The sequence below is a fragment of the Xanthobacter albus genome, assembly GCF_043194895.2.
Classification (GTDB): domain Bacteria; phylum Pseudomonadota; class Alphaproteobacteria; order Rhizobiales; family Xanthobacteraceae; genus Xanthobacter.
Map to the genome: position 1 here is coordinate 2,824,530 of NZ_CM195532.1, position 17,542 is coordinate 2,842,071.

The 17,542-nt window shown below is 70.3% G+C and carries 18 protein-coding genes; 5 read left to right on the plus strand and 13 right to left on the minus strand.

The window, feature by feature from the left end; genetic code table 11:
• Positions 1 to 71 precede the first annotated feature (71 nt).
• A complete protein-coding gene (ruvX, locus tag V5F75_RS12650; RefSeq protein WP_394034638.1) occupies positions 72 to 611 on the minus strand; it encodes a Holliday junction resolvase RuvX in 540 nt (179 codons plus the stop codon).
• Positions 612 to 791: 180 nt separating this feature from the next.
• On the opposite strand from ruvX, the gene V5F75_RS12655 reads away from it, so the two are divergent.
• The 5 genes from V5F75_RS12655 to V5F75_RS12675 all read left to right on the plus strand — a co-directional run bounded on the left by V5F75_RS12655 (position 792) and on the right by V5F75_RS12675 (position 5,564).
• Complete coding sequence (locus tag V5F75_RS12655) at positions 792 to 1,508, plus strand: metal-dependent hydrolase (RefSeq protein ID WP_394034637.1); 717 nt, start codon at positions 792 to 794, stop codon at positions 1,506 to 1,508.
• Positions 1,509 to 1,595: 87 nt separating this feature from the next.
• Positions 1,596 to 3,425 (plus strand): DNA helicase RecQ, encoded by a 1,830-nt coding sequence (gene recQ, locus V5F75_RS12660; RefSeq protein WP_394034636.1) that lies wholly within the window; start codon positions 1,596 to 1,598, stop codon positions 3,423 to 3,425.
• A 92-nt stretch (positions 3,426 to 3,517) separates the two neighbouring features.
• Complete coding sequence (gene gatC, locus V5F75_RS12665; RefSeq protein WP_393988552.1) at positions 3,518 to 3,805, plus strand: Asp-tRNA(Asn)/Glu-tRNA(Gln) amidotransferase subunit GatC; 288 nt, start codon at positions 3,518 to 3,520, stop codon at positions 3,803 to 3,805.
• Positions 3,802 to 5,286, plus strand: coding sequence for an Asp-tRNA(Asn)/Glu-tRNA(Gln) amidotransferase subunit GatA (gene gatA, locus V5F75_RS12670; RefSeq protein ID WP_394034635.1), 1,485 nt, complete (start codon positions 3,802 to 3,804; stop codon positions 5,284 to 5,286). Before gatC ends, gatA begins: the two co-directional genes overlap by 4 nt.
• A complete protein-coding gene (locus V5F75_RS12675; protein WP_394034634.1) occupies positions 5,274 to 5,564 on the plus strand; it encodes a chorismate mutase in 291 nt (96 codons plus the stop codon). The genes gatA and V5F75_RS12675 overlap by 13 nt, the downstream gene beginning before the upstream one ends.
• 411 nt (positions 5,565 to 5,975) lie before the next feature.
• On the opposite strand, the gene V5F75_RS12680 is transcribed toward V5F75_RS12675, so the two are convergent.
• The 12 genes from V5F75_RS12680 to V5F75_RS12735 all read right to left on the minus strand — a co-directional run bounded on the left by V5F75_RS12680 (position 5,976) and on the right by V5F75_RS12735 (position 17,190).
• Entirely contained in the window at positions 5,976 to 6,920 is a 945-nt protein-coding gene (locus V5F75_RS12680; protein WP_394034633.1) for a YncE family protein, read from the minus strand.
• The gene (locus V5F75_RS12685; protein WP_394034632.1) at positions 6,917 to 7,501 is read right to left on the minus strand and encodes an SRPBCC family protein; all 585 of its coding nucleotides are present in this window, start codon (positions 7,499 to 7,501) and stop codon (positions 6,917 to 6,919) included. Before V5F75_RS12685 ends, V5F75_RS12680 begins: the two co-directional genes overlap by 4 nt.
• The gene (locus V5F75_RS12690; RefSeq protein WP_394034631.1) at positions 7,498 to 8,472 is read right to left on the minus strand and encodes a vWA domain-containing protein; all 975 of its coding nucleotides are present in this window, start codon (positions 8,470 to 8,472) and stop codon (positions 7,498 to 7,500) included. The genes V5F75_RS12685 and V5F75_RS12690 overlap by 4 nt, the downstream gene beginning before the upstream one ends.
• Positions 8,472 to 9,065 carry a hypothetical protein gene (locus V5F75_RS12695; protein ID WP_394034630.1) on the minus strand — a complete coding sequence of 198 codons (594 nt, stop codon included), beginning with the start codon at positions 9,063 to 9,065 and terminating at the stop codon, positions 8,472 to 8,474. Before V5F75_RS12695 ends, V5F75_RS12690 begins: the two co-directional genes overlap by 1 nt.
• Positions 9,062 to 10,132, minus strand: coding sequence for a vWA domain-containing protein (locus V5F75_RS12700; RefSeq protein ID WP_394034629.1), 1,071 nt, complete (start codon positions 10,130 to 10,132; stop codon positions 9,062 to 9,064). Before V5F75_RS12700 ends, V5F75_RS12695 begins: the two co-directional genes overlap by 4 nt.
• The gene (locus V5F75_RS12705) at positions 10,129 to 11,022 is read right to left on the minus strand and encodes a nonribosomal peptide synthetase MxaA (protein WP_394034628.1); all 894 of its coding nucleotides are present in this window, start codon (positions 11,020 to 11,022) and stop codon (positions 10,129 to 10,131) included. The genes V5F75_RS12700 and V5F75_RS12705 overlap by 4 nt, the downstream gene beginning before the upstream one ends.
• 127 nt (positions 11,023 to 11,149) lie before the next feature.
• Positions 11,150 to 12,019 (minus strand): DUF58 domain-containing protein, encoded by an 870-nt coding sequence (locus V5F75_RS12710; RefSeq protein ID WP_394034627.1) that lies wholly within the window; start codon positions 12,017 to 12,019, stop codon positions 11,150 to 11,152.
• The gene (locus V5F75_RS12715) at positions 12,016 to 13,065 is read right to left on the minus strand and encodes an AAA family ATPase (RefSeq protein WP_394034626.1); all 1,050 of its coding nucleotides are present in this window, start codon (positions 13,063 to 13,065) and stop codon (positions 12,016 to 12,018) included. Before V5F75_RS12715 ends, V5F75_RS12710 begins: the two co-directional genes overlap by 4 nt.
• 199 nt (positions 13,066 to 13,264) lie before the next feature.
• Complete coding sequence (locus V5F75_RS12720; protein WP_394034711.1) at positions 13,265 to 13,543, minus strand: methanol dehydrogenase [cytochrome c] subunit; 279 nt, start codon at positions 13,541 to 13,543, stop codon at positions 13,265 to 13,267.
• 41 nt (positions 13,544 to 13,584) lie between these two features.
• The gene (gene moxG / locus V5F75_RS12725) at positions 13,585 to 14,214 is read right to left on the minus strand and encodes a cytochrome c(L), periplasmic (RefSeq protein ID WP_394034625.1); all 630 of its coding nucleotides are present in this window, start codon (positions 14,212 to 14,214) and stop codon (positions 13,585 to 13,587) included.
• 41 nt (positions 14,215 to 14,255) lie between these two features.
• Positions 14,256 to 15,194: a methanol oxidation system protein MoxJ gene (gene moxJ / locus V5F75_RS12730; RefSeq protein ID WP_394034624.1), complete on the minus strand. Its 939-nt coding sequence runs from the start codon at positions 15,192 to 15,194 to the stop codon at positions 14,256 to 14,258.
• A 118-nt stretch (positions 15,195 to 15,312) separates the two neighbouring features.
• Positions 15,313 to 17,190: a methanol/ethanol family PQQ-dependent dehydrogenase gene (locus V5F75_RS12735; protein WP_394034623.1), complete on the minus strand. Its 1,878-nt coding sequence runs from the start codon at positions 17,188 to 17,190 to the stop codon at positions 15,313 to 15,315.
• Positions 17,191 to 17,542: the final 352 nt, after the last annotated feature.

Sequence of the window (17,542 nt, forward strand, 5' to 3'; positions counted from 1 at the left end):
CCGCGCGGCGTCCCGGAATGGGACGCTCCGTCCCCCGGCGGCGAACGGCAGGGGTACGGATCGTGTCCGAATCAGTCTTCGGCCAGCGATCCGTCTTCGTTCTCGTCCGGCGCATGGCGGGCGAGGGCGTGGCGGATGAGGAAATCGATCGCGCCCTGGAGGATGAAGGCCGCGGCGTGCTGGTCCACCACCTGGGCGCGCTTCGCACGGCTCACGTCGGCCGAGATCAGGGCGCGCTCCACGGCGGCGGTGGAAAGGCGCTCGTCCCACAGGGCGATGGGCAGCGGCGTCATCTTCGCGAAATTGCGCGCGAACGCGCGGGTGGCCTGGGCGCGGGGGCCCTCGGTCCCGTCCATGTTGAGGGGCAGGCCCAGCACGAAGCCCACCGCCCGCCGCTCCGCCGCGAGCGCCAGCACGCGCTGGGCATCGGCCGTGAACTTGGTGCGCCGCACGGTCTCCACCACGGTCGCGAGGCGGCGGTCGGGGTCGCAGGTGGCCACGCCGATGGTCTTGGTGCCGAGGTCGAGCCCGATGAGGCCGCCGCGCTCCGGCAGCAGGGCGGCGAGATCGGCCAGCGGGCCGATGGGGGCGGGGAGGGAAGCTTCGCTCATCGCTTCTCGCTAGCATGGGCAGGGCCGCGCGGCCATGGCGCCGGAGGCCGGCGAGAGGGCCGTTGCGCGGGGCGCGCGCTTCCCGGATACTCCGCGCCGTCCGTCATGGCCGGCGCCGCGCCGGCCGGCTCCATCCAAGGAGCGCAGCCAAGGGCGCAATTTCAAAAAGGGCGCATTTCCATGAAGATCACCTGGTTCGGCCACGCGGCTTTCCGGCTCGATTTCGCGGGCAAGGGCGTGCTCATCGACCCTTTCTACACCGGCAATCCGAGCTTCGTTTCCGGCGTGGAGAATGCCACCTGCGGGGCCACCCACATCCTGCTCACCCACGGCCATTCGGACCATATCGGCGACACCATCTCCATCGTCGAGGACGCGGCCGACGCGGGCACCGAGATCCCGGTGGTGACCAATCCGGAAGTGTGCGCCTTCCTCGCCTCCAAGGGCTGCGGTGGCACCAACGTGATGATGAACACCGGCGGCACTGTGGACCTGGGCGGCTTCACCGTGACCATGGTGCGCGCGGACCACTCCTCGGGCGGCCCCGGCGCGCCCTCCGAATATCTCGGCAACCCCACCGGCCTCATCGTGAAGGCGCCGGGCGAGCCCACCGTGTGGCACATGGGCGATACGGACATCTTCTCCGACATGGCGCTGATGTGCGAGATCCACGCGCCGAAGGTGGTCATCCTGCCCATCGGCGACCGCTTCACCATGGGGCCTGAGGTGGCCGCGCTGGCGGTGAAGCGCTTCCTGCCCGGCGTCGAGGTGGTGGTGCCCTGCCACTACGGCACCTTCCCCATCCTGGTGCAGGAGCCCTCCGCTTTCGTGAAGGCCCTGGAGAACCATCCGGTGAAGGTGGTGGTGCCGGCGAGCGGCGAGACGTTCGAGGCCTGAGTTCATTCCGGCGGCGCGTCCCCGTTCCCGTGCGGAATAAGGGACGCGCCCATTTGCGCGACTCGGCGGCGCGCCTATAAATCGGCCATGGCAAAGCCAGCCCCATCCGCGCCCGAACCCCTCCACGTCCTGCGTCAGGTCTTCGGCTACGACGCCTTCCGCGGCCCGCAGCAGGAGATCGTGGAGCATGTCGTCGCCGGCGGCGACGCGCTGGTGCTGATGCCCACGGGGGGCGGCAAGTCCCTGTGCTATCAGGTTCCCGCGCTGGTGCGGCCGGGCACGGGCATCGTGGTGTCCCCGCTCATCGCGCTGATGCACGACCAGGTGCAGGCGCTGCGCCAGCTCGGCGTGCGGGCGGCGGCGCTCAATTCCGCTTTGCCGCCCGGCGAGGCGCGGCAGGTGGAGCGTGATCTGGCCTCCGGCGACCTCGACCTTCTTTATGTGGCGCCCGAGCGGCTGCTCACCGACTCGTTCCTGAACCTGCTCTCCGGCGCCCACATCGCCCTGTTCGCCATCGACGAGGCGCACTGCGTGTCGCAGTGGGGGCATGATTTCCGGCCCGAATACCGCCAGCTCACGGTGCTGCACGAGCGCTTCCCCGGCGTGCCGCGCATCGCGCTCACCGCCACCGCCGACGGGCCCACCCGCCGCGAGATCGTGGAGCGGCTGGCGCTTGATGAGGGGCGGGTGTTCCTCTCCTCGTTCGACCGGCCGAACATCCGCTATCGCATCGTGCCCAAGAACAACCCGAAGGCCCAGCTCCATGCCTTCCTGAAGGAGCATGAGGGCGAGGCGGGGGTCATCTATTGCATGAGCCGCGCCAAGGTGGAGGCCACCGCCGAGATGCTGGCGACCCAGGGTCTCACGGCGCTGCCCTACCATGCCGGCCTCGACGCCGACACCCGCGCCCGCCACCAGGACCGCTTCCTGAAGGAGGAGGGCGTGGTGATGGTGGCGACGGTGGCGTTCGGCATGGGCATCGACAAGCCAGACGTGCGCTTCGTGGTGCATCTCGACCTGCCCAAGAGCATCGAGGCCTATTACCAGGAGACCGGCCGCGCGGGCCGCGACGGCCTGCCCTCCGAAGTGCTGATGCTCTACGGCGTGGAGGATGTGGCCAAGCTCATCCAGTTCGTTTCCGCCTCCGATGCGCCCGAGGCGCGCAAGTTTGTGGAGCGGCAGAAGCTCGACGCTCTGCTGGGCCTTGCCGAGACGGCGCAATGCCGGCGGCAGGTGCTGCTTTCCTATTTCGGGGAGGCGCTGGCCGAGCCCTGCGGCAATTGCGACACCTGCCTCGACCCGCCCAAGACCTTCGACGGCACCGAGGCGGCGCAGAAGCTGCTCTCCTGCGTCTACCGCACCCGTGAGCGCTTCGGCGCCGGCCATGTCATCGACGTGCTGCTGGGCCAGAGCAACGAGAAGGTGCTGAAGTTCGGCCACGACCAGCTCTCCACCTTCGGCATCGGCAAGGACTTCTCGCGGGACGAGTGGCGGGCCATCGTGCGCCAGATGGTGGCCATGGGCCTGCTGGCGGTGGACGTGGAGGGCCACGGCACCTTGACCCTCACCGAGAAGTGCCGCCCCGTGCTGCGCGGCGCCGAGCGGGTGGAACTGAAGGTGGAGGTGCGCGCCAAGGCGGCCCGCGCGGCCCGCGGCGCCGCCGGCCAGCGCCCGCCGCGGGCCGCGCTCTCCGATGCCGGCGACGAGGGCCTGTTCCAGCGCCTGAAGGCGCTGCGGCTGGAGCTGGCCCGCGCCCAGGGCGTGCCGCCTTACGTGATCTTCCACGACGCCACGCTGATGGAGATCGTCCGCGCCCGTCCGCATTCCATGATGGATTTCGGCGCCATCTCCGGCGTCGGCGAGGCCAAGCTCGCGCGCTACGGGGCGCAGTTCCTGGATGTGGTGCGCGAGGGGTAGGTCCGCTGCGGCGGATGCGAGCGGCGGGGGCTTTACCCTTCCACCGCGCCGGCCCCCTTGCTATAGCGGCCCTCAGCTTTTGGGAGCGTCATATGTCCGTCGATCAGGCGACCGTCCGCCGGGTGGCCCATCTCGCGCGCATCGCGGTGCGCGATGAGGAGCTCGGCCACCTCCAGAATGAACTCAACGCCATCCTCGACTTCGTGGAGCAGCTGGCCGATCTCGACGTCTCCGGCGTCGAGCCGCTGACGGGCGTGGTGCCGCTGGAGCTGCCCATGCGCGACGACGTGGTCACCGACGGCCACTATCCCGAAAAGGTGCTCGCCAACGCGCCGGATGCCGAAGGCGGCTTCTTCACCGTGCCGAAGGTGGTGGAATGACCAATCTGACCCAGCTCACCCTCACCGAGGCCCGCGAGGGGCTGGCCGAGGGGGAATTCACCTCCGTCGAGCTCACCGAGGCCTATCTCAAGGCCATGGAGGAGGCGCGCCACCTCAACGCCTATGTGCTGGAGACGCCCGAGATCGCGCTCAAGATGGCGCAGGAGAGCGACGCCCGCATCGCCACCGGCGACACCGGCCCGCTCGAGGGCATCCCGCTCGGCGTGAAGGACATGTTCTGCACCCAGGGGGTGCGCACCACCGCCTGCTCCAAGATCCTCGAGAATTTCGTGCCGCAGTACGAATCCACCGTCTCCGCCCACCTGTGGCGCGACGGCGCGGTGCTGCTCGGCAAGCTCAACAACGACGAGTTCGCCATGGGCTCGTCCAACGAGACCTCCTCCTTCGGCCCGGTGGTGTCGCCCTGGCGCCGCGACGGCGATCAGGCGCCGCTGGTGCCCGGCGGCTCGTCCGGCGGCTCGGCGTCGGCGGTGGCGGCCTTCCTGTGCGCGGGCGCCACGGGAACGGACACCGGCGGCTCCATCCGCCAGCCGGCGGCCTTCACCGGCACGGTCGGCATCAAGCCCACCTACGGGCGGTGCTCGCGCTGGGGCATCGTGGCGTTCGCCTCCTCGCTGGATCAGGCGGGCCCCTTCGCCCGCTCGGTGAACGACGCGGCGCTGCTGCTGCGCTCCATGGCCGGCTACGATCCCAAGGATTCCACCTGCGTGGACCGGCCCGTGCCGGACTATCAGCAGGCGGTGGGTGCCTCGGTGAAGGGCAAGAAGATCGGCATCCCGCGCGAGTATCGCATGGACGGCATGTCCGACGAGATCGACGCGCTATGGCAGCAGGGTGCCAAGTGGCTGGAGGATGCTGGCGCCCAGGTGGTGGACATCTCCCTGCCGCACACCAAATACGCTTTGCCGGCTTATTACATCGTCGCCCCGGCGGAGGCCTCCTCCAACCTCGCCCGCTATGACGGCGTGCGCTATGGCGTGCGCGTGCCGGGCAAGGACATCGTGGAGATGTACGAGAACACCCGCGCCGCCGGCTTCGGCCCGGAGGTGCGCCGCCGCATCATGATCGGCACCTATGTGCTCTCGGCCGGCTATTACGACGCCTATTACCTGCGGGCCCAGAAGGTGCGCACCCTCATCAAGCGGGACTTCGACAACGCCTTCGCCGCCGGCGTGGACGCTGTGCTCACCCCGGCCACGCCCTCGCCCGCCTTCGGCATCGGCGAGAAGGTGAAGGCCGATCCGGTGGAGATGTACCTCAACGACGTCTTCACCGTTACCGTGAACATGGCCGGCCTGCCGGGCATCTCGGTGCCCGCCGGCCTCTCGGCGGATGGCCTGCCGCTGGGCCTCCAGCTCATCGGACGCCCGTTCGAGGAAACCACCCTGTTCTCCCTCGCCGAGGTCATCGAGGAGGCGGCCGGCCGCTTCCCGGTGGAGGACCTGTGGTGGCGGGGCTGAACGAGGCCCCGCCCGCCCTGGAGGAGGCGCGCCGCCGCATCGACGAGATCGACGCGCGCCTCATCGCCCTCCTAGTGGAGCGCTTCGGCGTGGTGGAGGGCGTGGTGCGCATCAAGCGCGAGGCGGGCATTCCGGCCCTGCTCGAGGACCGGGTGGACGAGGTGCTGGCGCATGTGGAGGCCCTGGGCCGCGCCGAGGGCCTGCCCGAGGGCGTGGCCCGCGCGGTCTGGCGGGTGCTGATCGACGAGACCATCGCCTATGAGGATCGCCACCTGTAGGCGTCACCGGGCGGGCACCTGTTCCGGGGGCGCGCCTTGGGCGACTCGAAGCGTCGCCTCGTTCCGTCGAGAGAATGGGGCGGGACGCCTGGGCACGGCATCGGGATCCCTCGCCGGCTGAGTTCCGTCTGGAGCGGAGTTTCCCATTCGGGGCAGGCTCTCGACATCTCCATGGCTTCAGCGCTTCGGGGTGGCGAATGCTACCGCCGGCTCCCGCGCGCGGCGCAGGGATGTGTGGCGTTTTGTGCGCTGCAACATGGAACCGGCGTCACTTATCCTTCGTATTGCGGGGGCGCGAGGGAGAGCGCGGATGCATACGGTCGTCACCATCATGCTGATCGGGATCGTGATGATGATCGCGATCGCGGCGCTGGACCGGCCACAGAGCTGAGCCCCTTCGCCCGTCTGCTCTCAGGGCGCGAGCGCAAGGCCGCGTGGCCCCCTGCAGGCGGGAATCCGCGCCATGACGCGAAACGCGTCGAGATCCACGACAATTACTTGGTCGGCAAACCAGTCCGTCACATAGGCGCGGCGCCTTTGGGGCTCTATCTGCACCGCCTCGGGCGAGCCCCCCACGCGCAGGGTGCGGACGCGTGCAGGTTTGCCGGCTAATATAAGAGTGAGGCTACCCGACTGCTGATTGGCCACCAACACCTCTCCGGTGCGCGGATCGCTGGCGACGCCATAGGGCATGAGGCCCACCCGCTCGCGCGTGGAGATTCTCCGCGCCTTGTCGATCTCCACCAGTTCGCCGCTGCGCACGCTCACCACGCGCAGCCGGTCGGGATCATCGGCGCCATCGAAGCCATAGGGGCCTTCCCCCGCCGGCACGGAGGCGACGCGCGCGAAGGCCGCGAGGTCTATGATGCTGACGGCGCCGCTTTCCCGATCGGCGCTGTAGAGCTCGCGTCGCCGGCCGTCGATGGCGAGCCCGGCGGGGGCGCGGCCCACCGCCACGCTTCCCGTTTCCGCGAAGGTCTTCGCATCGAGCCGGCGCACGCGATCCGCGCTCCAGTCGCCCACATAGAGCGAGAGGCCGTCCGGATCGGCCGCGATGCCGAACGGTTGGCCGCCGATGGGCGCGGACGCCGTCGCCTCCGCTCGCCCGAGGTCGATTCGAGTCACCAGCCCGGCATCGGGGTGGGTGACATAGGCGATGCCGCCGGGCGCCAGGGCGATCGCCGCCGGGGCCCTGGGCACCGGGATGCCGCAGGCGGCCGCCGGGGCGTCGGGGTCCATGATGCGCACTTCGTCGCCCCCCTGGCACACCACCAGCAGGCGCCCGGCGGAGGCCGAGGCCCAGGCGAGTACCCAGAGCAGGAGGCCGGCCGCGGCGGCCGCGCCGGCGCGGCTCATCGGCCGGCCGGGGCCGCGCCAGCCGCCGGGCGGCCCTCGGCCTTGGCCTTCAGGCCCTTCAGCCCATCGGCGAAGAAGGAGGACATGGCGGTGGTGGCGGCCTCGTCGTTCAGCTCGTCGGGCGGGAAATTGCCGGTGTCGCCACGGTAGAGCCGCGCCGCCCACTCCACCTTGCTCCTGCCGCCGCCGGCATCGTCCACCGTGAGCGTGGCGGTGTAGAAGCTCACGGGAAATGCCTCCACATTTTCCTTGGAGAGACGGTAGGCGATGCGGCGCGCGGCGGGGTCGATCTCGTCCAGCCCATCGGTGATCTCGCCCTTCTCCAGCACCAGAACCCGTTCCGCGCCGGGCTCCCTGCCGGTCGCGCTGGCCGCCTTCACGTCCGGATGCCAGGAGGCGATGGCGCCGAAATCGCCCGCCAGCTTCCAGACGGTTTCCGGTGGGGCGTCGATCACCACCGTTTCCTCGGCCTTCTGAGGCGTCGGCCCATGGGCGCGGGCGGGCAGGCACGTGAGGATCGAGGCTAGGGCGCAGGCAAGCGCGCACCCCAGGGCGAGGCGGCGTGAGAGGCGGGCGGTCATGACGTGGCGGTCCTCCTGTGGCGAAGCGAAAGAACGAGGGGCGCGCCGTAGACACCGGCGAGCAGCGCCAGGGCGAGCGCCGCGGGCACCGGGGAAAGCGCGCGCGTGGTGGCGACGGGCCGGGGCCGGGCGGCCGTCTCCAGCGCCTCCACCAGCGTTCCTGCCGGGTGGAGTGGCGTGTAGGCGAGCCCTGTCGTGGCGGCGAGGGCGCGCAGATGATCGGGCCGCACGGCGCTCAGGTGCTCCTCCCCCGCGGCGATCTCGGCGCCCCAGGGGGCGTTGCGCGGATGCCAGCCCTCGCGCGCCTCGGCATTTTCCGGCGGCGGGCCGTGGCGGTTCTCCTGGGGCACGTCGGTGGGACCGTAAAAGCCCGCCTCGCGCCCGAAATTGTCGAACCGGGGAATGGGCGCCGGCACCGGGCCGCCGACCCCGACGATGAGGCCGCCCACCCGGCCGCGTTCGCCGGAGAAGGGCGGGATGCCGGAGCGGGGCAGGGGCGGCGCCTCCTGTCCATCGCTGAAGAAGAGGAGGTCGGCATCGAGCGGCGCGGCGAGATCGATGGCGGAATAGAGCCCGCGCGCCACGTAGCTGTCCCCCTCCCAGGCCATGCGCCAGGAGAGGGCGGCGATGGCGCCGTCGAGCGGGGCGAAATCGGCGCAGGTGTCGATGGGCTCGAACAGCAGGAAGCTGCGCCGCTCCGTGAAGATGCCGAGCCCGAGCCGCGAGCCGCAGGGCAGCCGCGCGGCGAGGTCGCGCAGGGTGGATTTCACGGCTTCCAGCCGCGAGAGCGGGTGCCCGCCTTCTCCCGCGTCGCGCACGTTCATGGAGCCGGTGACATCGACGATGGCCAAAAGGCGATAGGCGCTGCCGGGGGCCGTCACGGGGGGCACGAGCAGCGCCGCCAGGGCCAGCAGAAACGCCGCGCCGAGGGCGAGCGCGCGCGGGTCGGCGTGTCGAAAGGGCGCGCGCATCAGGGCAGCCCCTTGGGCAGGCCGGGCAGGTCGGTCCACACCCGCTTCGGCGCCTGCTGCGGCTCGTCCTTCGGCTCGCGGTCGAGCTCCGGGAAATCGCGCACGAGGCGCATGGCCACGTCCAGGTTGTACTTGGCGTTCCAGGAGTCCGGCGCGCGGGCGAGGGCGGCGCGGTAGGCGGCTTTCGCCAGGCGCACCTGGGGCACCGCGGGGTCGATCTCCATGCGTTCCAGATGGGCGATGGCGCGGGCGAGGCGGGCGTTGCCGAGGTCGTAGAGCCCGGCCACGGCCAGGGGGCCCTGGTCGCGGCGCGCGAGAAGGTCCACCAGCGGCTGCGCCTCGTCCAGCCGGTCACGCACCATGAGGAAATGCGCGCGCGCCAGCAGCAGGCGCGGCGCCGCATCGGTGGCCACCGGCAGGTCGCGCCCGGCGGCCAGGGCGGCGATGTCGGCATTGCCGCGCATGTGGGTGAAGATCCGCAGCCCGAGCACCACCAGCGCGGCGAGCGCCGCGAGCATCGCGAGCGCGAGCATGGCCCGGAGGGCATGCGAAGCGGGCCGGCGCCATGCGGGGACAGCGGATGCCGTCGTCATGCCGTGGTCCTCCCGTGGGGGGGCGTCGCCACCGGCGGGAGGCGGTCATCGAGCCGACGCTCGGCGAGCTTGGCGGCGGTGAGGAAGGCGAGGGCGCAGGCCGCCACCGCATAGCAGGGCCCGGCGAGGTCCCGTCGCGCCACACGCTCGGTGTAAAGCAGGGGCCGGCTCTCCTGCCGGTCGATCTCGGCGATGGCCTCGGCCACCGCCTGGGGGTCGCCCGCCTCGAACGCGCGATAGGGCACGCCGAGGCTGGCGAGGAAGAGGTTCAGGTGGCGCTCGGGCATCACCTGCGGCGTGTCGTCTCCGGGGGCTTCGGGGCGGTCGAAGATACCGCGGGCGCCGGCGGTGCGCAGGAACAGCCAGTAGAGCCGCACCGGCCGTCGCTTCACGGCGTCGCGCACGGCGGCCTGCACGTGCGGGTCGATGACGGCCGCGCCATCGGAAACCAGCAGCACGGCGCCGTCGCCATCGGCCGGCTCGTCCCGGAAGGCCTCCAGCGCCAGCGCCAGGCCGCGCCCCACATCGGTGAGGGCCAGCCCCGGCCGGTCGATGGCGGCGATGGCGGCCGCCACCGCATCGCGGTGGTCGCTCGGCGGCAGCACCGGCATGGGCGAGGTGGAAAAGGCGGCGACGCCCATGCGGTCGGCCGGCCGGCGCGCGAGGAATTCCGTAAGCAGGCGCTTGGCGGCGGCGGATTTCGATTCCTCGCCCTGCCCCGGCTGCCGGTTGGCGAAGGTGGTGTCCATGCTCGCGGAGCGGTCGAGCAGCAGCATCAGGTGGGCGCCGTTGCCGATGCGGGTGATGCTCTCCGCCCTGCGGTGCAATCCGGCGAGGCCCAGCACCAGCGCGCCGATGGCCACCACCCCGGCCGCCCTGAGCCCCAGCTCCATGGCCAGGGAGAGCCCGTCGCGCGGGGCGAGCGCGAGATCGGGTGTCGTGGCGCCGCGAAAGGGACCGGCGAGCAGCGGCAGCACGCAAAGCGCGAGCAGCAGGAGCGCCAGCGGGTGGTCCACGGCGAGGCCGGTTCCGAGGCTGTCGGCCCACCCGTCGAAATTCCCGCTCATGCCGCGTCCTCCACGATCCGCGTGGGCGCGCGCCGCTCCGCCTGCGCGAGGCGGGTGGCGATGGCGATGAGCTCCGGCGGCGGAAGCCGCGCCATGGCGGCCTCGGCGCCCGCGCCGAAGAAGGCGATGCGCGAGGCCTCGAACAGGCGCGCCACGTCTACCTGCCGCGCCGCGAGGTGCGGCGCTCGGGAGAGGAGGTCGGCCGTGTCTTCCGCCAGGAGGCGGCGGCCGGCGGTTTCATCGAAGGCACGGTGCAGGGCGACGAGAGCGGAAAGATAGGCGGCCGCGTCCTGCGGCGCCCCCCGCCTGCGGATGGCGCGCGCCGCCCCGTCGAACGGCCGGTGGTGACGACCGAAGGGGCGCCAGCCCCGCGCCGCCGCCAGCCCCAGTCCTGCCAGGGCCAGGACCGCCGCCGCGAGCGCCGCCCGTTCCGCGTCGGGGCGCAGGGGGAAGGGCGCAGGGGGAATGTCCGGTTGCAGAGCCAGCGGGCTGTCGCCCGTGCTCGGCACCAGCTCGCGCAGGGGCGACGTGACAAAGCGGAAGGGCGGCACGGTCAATTCCCGCCGTGCCGCGCCGTCGCGGATGGTGAGCGCCACGGCCGGTATCTCCAGCGCGCGCGGTTCCAGCGCGGCGTAAAAGCTCTGGTAGGTCATCCGCAGGCGAAAGGGGCCGGACGCCTCGGCGGTGGGTGCGGGCGAGATGTCCACGGCCACGAGGTCGAGCCAGCTCGAAACGCGGTGCGGCTGCGGCAGGCTCGCGGGGTCGAGGCGTACGCCGGGGTCGAGGCGGATCAGCGCTTCGAGGGTGAGCGTGTCGCCCAGCACGTAGCCGAAGGCGCGCGGGGCCTGGACGGTGATGTCCGTCGCCGCCGCGATGGCCGGGGCCAGCACCAGGGCCCCCGAAAGGGCGAGCGCCCTAGAGCGTTTCCGAGCGAAGTGGAAACCGGTTCGCGTGAAGGAAACGCGTGATTGCACGAGGATAGATCGTTTCAGTGTCTCCATGAAACACTGAAACGATCTAGCGGCGCGCGAGATGGTCGAGCAGCGCATCGGGGTCAAACCGGTCGACGAGGTGGAAGGGCGCCGCGCCGCGCGCGGCGAAGAGGGTATCGAGCGCCGCGCGCCGTGCTTCGGCCCGGGCCTGCCAGCGCGCGTGCAGGCGCGGATGCATCACCACGAGGCGCCGGCGGCCGGTTTCCGCGTCCTGAAGGTCGAGGAGGCCGAAGCGCGGCGGCGCGCTTTCGGCGCGGCTGTCCCGCGCCACCACGGGGATGATATCGTGCCGCCAGAGGGCATCGAGCAGTGCCGTGATGTCCGCCTCCGGCATCAGGAAATCGGAGACGAGGAACACCAGCGCGCGAGCCCGCGGCAGATGCTCGGCCGCCGCAGCGAGGCCCCGGCTGCCCGACCCGGTGCAGGTCGCGGCGGCGATGCGGGCGCGCACCTCGCGGGCGAGGCCCCGGCGGCGGGTTGGGGGAATGTGCAGATCGGGCCGCGGCGCGGCATCGGCGGCGAGGAGGCAGAAGGCGTCGCCGCAGGCCTGCGCGGAGGCGGCCACGGTGGCCGCGAGCTGCGCCGCCTCGCCGCGCACGCCGCCGAAGCCCATGGAGCCGGAAAGGTCCAGCATCACCGCCACGGTGGCGGCGCGGCGCGCGGCGAAGGCGCGGGCGTGAATCGCCTCGAACGGATCTCGCAGGCTGGCGCGGATGTCGATGCGGCGCGGGTCCGCCTGCGCCAGCAGCGGCACGAGGCCCTGGAACAGCCCTTCCCCGCCGCGCCCGGCGGCCGGGTGCGCGCCGGGCGCCTGCCCGCGCGGGCGCCAGCGCAGCGCATAGGGCAGGGCGGGAATGGCGCGCGGATCGCCATCGGCGGGGGCTGCGTCGGTCATGGCACGGGCACCGTCTCGAAGGCCGCGCGGCAGAGCGCGCCGGCAAGCACGTCCCGTCGCATCTCGTAGACCGGATCGAGGAAGATGCGGTGGGCCATCACCTCCGGGAACACGGCGCGCAGATCCTCCGGCACCACCATGTCGCGCCCTTCCAGCCACGCGCGCACGCGCGCCGCGCGTACCAGGAAGGAGAGGCCGCGCGGGCTCGCGCCGCCCTGCACCAAGCGTTCCATGCGCACATCCGGCAGGGTGATGCCGGCCTTGTGCGGCGCGCGCACGGCATCCCACAGAGCGATGGTGTAGTCGGCGATGGCGGGGCTCGCGTGCACGCGCTCCTGGATGCGGCGGGCGACGGCGCCGAGGCGGCGGTGGTCGAGCATCGCCTCGCCCACCTCGCCGATGAGCCGGTCGGTGTCGTGAAAGCGGGGATCGAAGATGAGGGCGCGGCGGGCCTCGTGATCCTCCGGCATCGCCACCTGCACCTCCATGAAGAAGCGGTCGCGGGCGGCGGCGGGCAGCTCGAACGTCTCTTCCCGCTCCACGCGGTTGCGATCCGCGAACACCTGGAGGTGGGGGAAATGCTCGTCCCGGCCGAAGGCGGAGACGGAGCCTTCCGCCATCAGCCGCAGCAGCAGGGAGTGCACCTGCGGCCGGGCGCGGTTGATCTCGTTGAAGAAGAAGATGGAGAGGTCGCTCCCGCGCTTCAGCAGCGGGCCGGGGTCGATGCGCGGGCGGCCGTCGTCGGCGATGCGCGCGTCGTAGACGAGATCGGCGGGCATGAGGTCGATGGTGCCTTCCACCCGCGCATAGGCGCCGCCGATGGCGCGCGCCATGGCGCGCAGCAGCGTGGTCTTGCCCACGCCCACGTCGCCCTCCAGCAGCACGTGGCCGCGCGCGAAGACGGCGATGGCGAGGAGGCGGATGGTGCGCGCCTGCCCGAGCACCACCTTGCCCACCTCGCGCTCGAAGGCGAGGGCGCGCGCGCGCCATTCGGCGAGGGCGGCACCGGTGCCGGCGGCGGCGTCCATGTCCTGGTCGGTTTCCATGTCCGTTCTTGTCCCGCAGTTTCCTCGCGCAGGCTGGGCGCGGGAAAAAATGGCGCAGCCGGCCGGGGCGGAAAGGCCGCGAGGGGCCCGTTCGCATCCCGGCGGGCCGCGCCAGTTGGCCCACCATCCATCGGAGGATTGCCCGGCAGAAAATGTTCAGGCTTCTGCCCTGCTGGTGGGGGTCGGGGCGCGGCGAGCGTCAGTTCGTGGGAATCTTGCTCACGTCGTAGACGAACTTGCCGGTCTTCTGGAAATACTCGACGCGCTTCTTGTTGCGCTCCTCCATCGCGGCGATGGACTGGGACTGCTTGTTCAGCTCCGTCGGGCTGTGCTTGGGGTCATACTTCGAGCCCGCGACCTTGTCGGGGTAGCCGGGCTTCGGCTCCCAGCAGTCTCCCGGCGCGCGGCAGCTCGTGCCGTCGTAGGCGAAGGCGCCCGAGGCGGCGAGAAGCGTGCCGGCGGTGGCGAGGGCGGCCAGCGCCGGGCGGGCGAAGGCGCTGCGAAGGCGATGGAATTGGCTCACTGCTTGGTTCCTCCCGTTTCCGAATTGAGGCTGGCCGCCGTGGCGGCGCTCGCCTTGCACACCGGCGCCTGCTCGAGGGGCGGGGTGTGATCGTTGTGCCCGTCGAAGGGCTTGAACGCGGCGCGCTGGGCGGGGGTGAGCCAGGTGGCCTCCTGGGGGTCGTCCTTGTAGACGTGGCGCACCCAGGCCATCACGTGCAGCATGTCGTCCAGGGTGAGGGCGCCGTACATGGGCCCCATCTGGCCGTTGGCGCCGCCGAAGATGGTTTCGAACAGGCCCTGGTCGGTCATGTTCTTGGGATAGGTCCAATAGGCATCGTTGAGGCCGGGGCCGATCTTGCCCTCGCCGTAGTGGCCGTGGCAGCCCGAGCACATGGACAGGAACAGATCCTTGCCCTTGGGCAGGCAGCTTTCGTTTTCCAGGTAGATGTTCTTGCCGGTGGCGAGGAACACCTTCACCGCCTCGGTGTCGCGCCCTTCCGGCGGCGCCTCGGAAAGGTCCAGGGGCTGGCCGGTGATGGTATGGGTGAAGTTGAGCGTCGCCTGGGCCGTCAGGGCGCAGCCGAGCACCGCTATGCCTGCGATGAGGCCTCGGGTGGCGAGCTTGATCCAGCAGAAATCGCGCATGTCTTGAAACCGGAGCTTGGGGGGCAGAAGCGGAAGCCGGCTCAGCTGTTGGGCTTCAGCAGGGGAATGCCTTCCTCGATCAGGATGGCGTCGATGCGCGGCCGAGCCTTCACGAGCGCCGCGTCCACCTCTTTCAGCAGGGCCTCGTCGCCTTTGCGCACCGCCACCGACTGGTCGTAGTGAAGCGGAATGGGGGTGCCGTCGAAGCGGGAGAGGTCGGTGGTGGCCACCGTCATGCGCAGGGGCACGGGAGAGGCCTTCACATAGCGCGCCACCTCCGGCGCGAAGGCGAAGGCGATGTCTGCCTCGCCCTTCTCCACCTCGCTCACCATGCGCTCGCCGGGGATCTCCACATACTGGTTGCGCGGCGAGCGGAAGTTCACGAGGCCGTAGAGATGGGCCGCATTGTCCTCATACTTGCCGAGCTTCTTCAGCATGGTCTCGCCCGGCGAGTAGAAGCGGATGACGAAGCGACCGAGATCCTTGATCTGCTGGTCCTGCCAGTCTCCGGTCGTGACGTTCCGGTCGGCCTTCGTCACGAACACATAGCTCGTGCGGTAATAGGGCTTGGAGGAGAGCACGCGGGCATCGCCGGTATCCACGCCCATCACCACGTCGCACAGGTTCTTGTCGAGCCCGTCGCGCACCTGGTAGATGGCCGGCTTTCCCGACCAGACGAACACCGCCTCGCGGCCCATGGCCTCCGCGAGCACCCTGGCGATGCGGTTCTCGAAGCCCTCGCCGCCCTTCTGGGAGAAGGGGGCCTCCACCTCGGAGGCGCAGATGCGCAAGGTGCCGGCGGCGGCCTGCGCCTCGGGGGCCTCTGCGGTCCTGGCCTCGTCGGCCCTGGCTGCGGTGCTTTTCGCCTCGCTCCCCGCATGGGCGGGGGCGAACTGGGCGGCCGTCGCGGCGGTGGCGGCGAGCGCTGTGCCGAGCACGACGGCGAGGGCGGTGCCGGTGGCAGATGGGATATGGGGCATGGACGCCTCCTCGTGAGGTTCGCCTCGCCTGTGGCCGCGGGGCCGGCGCTGCGGAATGTGGTGCGAGAGGGGCCGGCCGCCGCCGAGGGCGCGCGGCGGCCGGCATCGGCGGCGGGGGTCAGCCGCCGGAGGCGTATTCGCCCACGTTCGGGTCGTCGTAGGGGCCCTTGCCGTCGAGCGAGAACACCATCACGCCGCCGCCCATCTGGGTGTAGTGCTGGAGCTGCTTGAAGGCGCCCACGGAGCCGAGGCCGGCGGTGGGGTCATTGAGGTCGAACACCAGGCCCACGCCCGGCCAGCCGCCGACGCCATAATAGATGGCGACGTACTGCACGCCATTGTGCGTATAGGTCATGGGATGACCGATGACGCCGGAGGGCAGCTTGAACTTCCAGAGCAGCTTGCCTGTGTCGCTGTCGCGGGCCTTGATGAAGCCGTCGAGGGTTCCATAGAACATCACGCCGCCGGCGGTGGCGAGCGTGCCGCCCCAGGCGGCGAAGCGCTCCATCACCTCCCACTTGTACTTGTTGTTGATGGCGTCATACGCCTTCACCTGGCCGAGGCCGAGGTAGTTCTGCCGGTCGCCCTTGGGGCCGGGATACATGTTCAGCGTCGCGCCGACGAAGAACTGTCCCGCCCGGTAGGGCAGCATGAAGGGCTCCCAATCCATGCAGATGTGGTTGATGCCCATGAAGAAGGTCTGGCGCGCCGGGTCGTAGCTGTCGTGGCCCTGGTTGTGGTAGCCCATGGCCGAGGGGCAGACATCGCGCGCCACGTGGTCCATGCGGGTGCCGTACTCCGGGTCGCGCTCGGGCTGGCCCGTCTTCAGGTCCACCTTCTTCACCCAGTTGACGGTGTCGTCGATCTTGTCGGCGGAGACGAGGCTGCCGTCGGTGCGGTCGAGGGTGTAGACGATGCCGTTGCGGTCCGGATGCGTCAGAAGCTTGCGCATCTTGCCGGTCTTGTCCTTCTGCTCGGACAGCATCATCACGTTGACGCCGGCATAGTCCCATTCATCGTGCGGGGTCTTCTGGTAGCCGAACTTGGCTTCACCGCTGTCGATGTCGCGGCCCCAGATGGTCATGGTCCACTTGTTGTCGCCGGGACGCATGGTCTCGTTCCACGGCGCGGGATTGCCGGAGCCGTAATAGACCATGTTGGTGGAGGGATCGAAGGCATACCAGCCCCAGTTGGTGCCGCCGCCGATCTTCCAGGCGTCGCCCTCCCAGGTCTTCGTGCCGAGGCCCTTCTGGCCGTATTGCGGGTTGGCCTTGTTGAAGTCGTCGGCGAGCATCACCTGCTCGTCGGGGCCGGTGGCGTAGGCGCGCCATTTCTGAGCGCCGGTCTTCACGTCATAGGCGGTGACGTAGCCGCGCACGCCGAGTTCGGCGCCCGAGGAGCCCACCAGCACCGTGTCCTTGATCACATAGGGCGCGATGGTGAGGGTGGAGCCCACCTTGATGTCGGAATTCTCCAGCTTCCAATATTCCTCGCCGGTATCCGCCTTGAGCGCCACCACGTTGCCGTCGAGCTGGGTCTTGATGATGAGCGGGCCGGTCTTGCCGTCTCCGGGCCAATAGGCGAGGCCGCGGTTCACCACGTCGCAGCAGGCGACCGCGCGGGCGGTGGGGTTCTGCTTGGGCTTGTGCTGCCAGAGGATGTGACCGGGATCGTCCAGGCCCAGGGCGAAGGTGGTGTTGGGGAAGGGGGAGTGGACATACATCACCCCGTCCACCACCAGCGGCGTGCCCTCGTGGCCGCTGAGCACGCCGGTGGAGAAGGACCAGGCCGGGCGCAGCTTCGCCACGTTGTCCTTGTTGATCTGCTTCTGGGGGCTGAAGTTGTTGGCGTCGTAATTCTTGCCCGTCATGGGCCAGTTCTCGTCGCTCTTGGCGAGCTCAACCAGCTTGTCGTTGGCTCTCGCCATGCCCGCGGCGCCCACCGCGAGCGCAAGGGTGACGGCGACAAGGGATGCGGAAGACAGAAGTCTGTTCATCTGGCGTGTCCTCGGGGTTTCCTCGACCGGCGTTGTCGTTGGGCTTCACGGACGGCGCGTGCCGGTCGGCCGTCCTGCGTGCGGCCCTTCGTCGTGGCCGCTTATTTCTGAGGAGGTGCGCGGGCCGCGCGGCCGCCTGCGCGGCGCCGGGCCTTGTTTCGCGATGTCTTGCGGATGCCGCCCTCCGATTGCGACCAGCCGCTATAAGTTCTTATGTTTTTCTTATCATTCATTATTGGCGTGATGAGAGTTGAAAGCTTTGTGGCGATCTTGTCTCGCGGTGTTTGTGCAATTGCGGACGGGAAAAAGTGGCAATCGCCTCGGGATGAAATGCCCAAGGCTTTGTTGCAAC